Consider the following 3238-nt stretch of genomic DNA (forward strand, 5'->3'; position numbering starts at 1 on the left):
TTCATTTAATAATCCCTACGGGGCCTGTCCAGGCTGTGATGGATTAGGAATGAATAGAAACCTTGATCCTGACCTTATTGTTCCAGATAAGAAAAAATCAATCAGAGCAGGTGCTATAAAACCATGGGAGAAGAAGAATACAATCTATTTTTATCAAATGCTGGATGCTCTGTCCAGCCATTATCAATTCAAGCTCGAGACTCCCTTTGAGAAATTAGATAAAAAGATACAGGAGGTATTACTTTACGGCTCAAAAAACGAAAAAGTAAGGTTCTACTATGAGAGAGACAATAAGAAAATTTTTTACCACAGGGTCTTTGACGGAGTTATAGGCAATCTTGAAAAAAGGTATAAAGATACTGAATCGCATTATATCAGAGGAGAAATTGAAAGGTATATGAGTATACGACCCTGTTACATTTGCAATGGCGCAAGATTAAAACAAGAAAGCCTCTCTGTAAAAATAAAGGGAATGAGTATTGTGGATATCTCAAGACTATCGATATCCGAGGCCCTAAAATTCTTTATAGAACTCAAGCTGACTAAGCAAGAATTTCTAATTAGCAGGAGAATCTTAAAGGAAATAAAAGAGAGATTGACCTTTTTAATTAATGTGGGATTAGACTATTTAACCATCGATCGATCTGCTACAACCCTTTCAGGTGGAGAGGGCCGGAGGATTAGATTGGCCACCCAGATAGGTTCAGGCCTAGTAGGGGTTTTATATATATTAGATGAACCAAGTATAGGGCTGCATCAGAAGGACAATAAAAGACTTTTAAATACATTGTTAAAGTTGAGAGATATGGGAAATACGATCATTGTTGTTGAACATGATAGAGATACCATTTTAACTGCTGACCACGTTATTGATTTGGGTCCAGGCGCTGGCGTACATGGAGGAAGAGTTGTTGCCTTTGGTAGTCCTAAGAATATATTAAAGTGTAAGGATTCTCTTACTGGAAGATATTTATCAAATGATCTGATCATTCCCATTCCTAAAAGAAGAAGAAAAACTAAAGGAAAATATATTACAATTTATAAGGCAAAGGAAAACAACCTTAAGGAAATAGACGTCAGAATACCCTTAGGAGTCTTTAGTTGTATTACAGGGGTTTCTGGTTCTGGAAAAAGCACCTTAATCATAGAGATATTATATAAAGCACTAGCCCAGAGATTCTATAGATTACTGGACAAACCTGGTGTTTTTGAAAAGATTAAAGGTATAGAATATATTGATAAGGTTATTGATATTGATCAGTCACCTATTGGAAGAACTCCTCGTTCCAATCCTGCTACCTATACAGGGGTCTTTACATATATAAGGGAGATCTTTTCTCTGGTACCAGAGGCAAAAAAGAGAGGTTATAGACCTGGAAGATTTAGCTTCAATGTAAAAGGGGGTAGATGTGAGGCTTGTCAGGGTGATGGAATTATAAAGATAGAGATGCATTTTTTACCTGATATTTATATTAAATGTGAAGTGTGTAAAGGAAAGAGATTTAACAGGGATACATTGGAGATTATGTACAAAGGAAAAAACATAGCAGAAGTATTAGATATGACTGTAAAACAGGCCATGGAATTTTTTGAGAATATCCCACGAATAAAAAATAAACTTAAGACGATTTATGATGTTGGCCTCGGTTATATTAAATTAGGGCAATCGGCAACGACTCTTTCAGGTGGCGAAGCTCAAAGAGTTAAGCTTTCTAAAGAATTATCTAAGAGAGATACTGGACAGACATTATATATACTGGATGAGCCAACAACCGGACTTCATTTTGCAGATATTCAGAACCTTTTGAATGTCTTGAATAGATTAGTCGATGCTGGGAATACAGTTGTGGTTATTGAACACAATTTAGATGTGATAAAGACAGCCGATTATATAATAGACCTTGGACCTGAAGGAGGGGAGATGGGAGGGGAAATCGTAGCAAGAGGGACCCCTGAAGAGGTTTCAGAAGTTAAAGACTCTTACACAGGTCATTTTCTACAAGAGATTTTAAACTCTCATTAACTAAAATGCGAAATATTAAAATGATATTAGAATATGATGGAACCGATTATCATGGATGGCAGATTCAGGATCGTGAACCTACAATACAAGAAATTATAGAAGATAGGTTAAAAAGTATAACAAAAGAGACTATAAGAACTATTTCTTCTGGCAGAACCGATGCGGGTGTTCATGCCTTGGGACAAGTAATTAATTTTTATACGAAAAGCTCTATGGATAATCTCTCGTTTTTAAAAGCTATGAATTCATTATTGCCAAGAGATATTGCAGTAAAGGAGGTTATGGATGTTCCATTAGATTTCCATGCCAGGTTTTCAGCAAAAAGCAAGACTTATAAGTATTTGATACTGAATTCTCCCATAAGAAATGCATTTTACGAAAGATATTCATGGCATATTCCCTACCGGTTAGATTTAGAATTAATGAAAGAGGCTTCAGATTATATTGAGGGTACCCATGACTTCTCAACTTTTAGAGCATCTTCATGTGGAGCTCGAAATCCAATAAGGACTATTTTAGGGTCAAATATTGAAAGAATAGAAAATTTAATAGAGATTACTATTGAGGCAAATGCCTTCTTACAATACATGGTAAGAAATATAATAGGAACATTAATAGAAGTTGGTAGAAAAAAAATAAGACCGATTGATATAAAACTTTTAATTGAAAAAAAAGACAGAAAAAAGGCTGGACCAACATCTCCTCCTCATGGCCTATTTTTGTTATCTGTTAGTTACTGAAAATTATCGTTTGACACTAAATATCTATATATGCTATCAATGATTATTTTTTAAAACATTTTATTTTAAAAGGACTTACACTTCTATTCATGGAAAATAATAAACTGTTTACTCCTTCATTAGAAGAGTTTCTAAAAAAGACAAAAAAGGGAAACCTTATTCCAGTTTATATCGAGGTTCTTGCTGATTTAGAAACCCCTGTTTCAGCATTTCTTAAGCTGGATCAAGGCGATTACTCCTTTCTGCTTGAGAGTGTGGAAGGTGGTGAAAAATGGGGTAGGTATTCATTTCTAGGAATTTCTCCTATACAGATGTTTAGAAGCAAGGGGAATAAAGTTGAGATCATTACGAATGGAATGATTGAAGAGAAGATAGTAAAAAGAGACCCTCTAGACTTTTTAAAAGAGCTCATTTCTAGATATATTCCTGTTGAGACAAAAGAGCTGCCCCGATTCTATGGTGGTGCTGTGGGATA

At 35.1% G+C, this 3238-nt stretch carries 3 protein-coding genes; all 3 read left to right on the forward strand.

Translation table 11 applies throughout. The annotated features are described in order from the left end of the window. The coding region (gene uvrA / locus VMW81_04745) for an excinuclease ABC subunit UvrA (protein HUU50244.1) at positions 1-2023 on the forward strand (2023 nt) is incomplete at its 5' end. A 20-nt stretch (positions 2024-2043) separates the two neighbouring features. Continuing rightward, on the forward strand, positions 2044-2763 hold the full coding sequence (gene truA / locus VMW81_04750; protein ID HUU50245.1) for a tRNA pseudouridine(38-40) synthase TruA: 720 nt from the start codon (positions 2044-2046) through the stop codon (positions 2761-2763). Positions 2764-2852: 89 nt separating this feature from the next. Continuing rightward, positions 2853-3238 (forward strand): anthranilate synthase component I (locus tag VMW81_04755; GenBank protein HUU50246.1); only part of this gene is annotated, 386 nt, incomplete at its 3' end.

It is taken from the genome of Nitrospinota bacterium (assembly GCA_035528715.1).
In the GTDB taxonomy this organism is placed as follows: Bacteria; JADFOP01; JADFOP01; order DATKYB01; family DATKYB01; genus DATKYB01.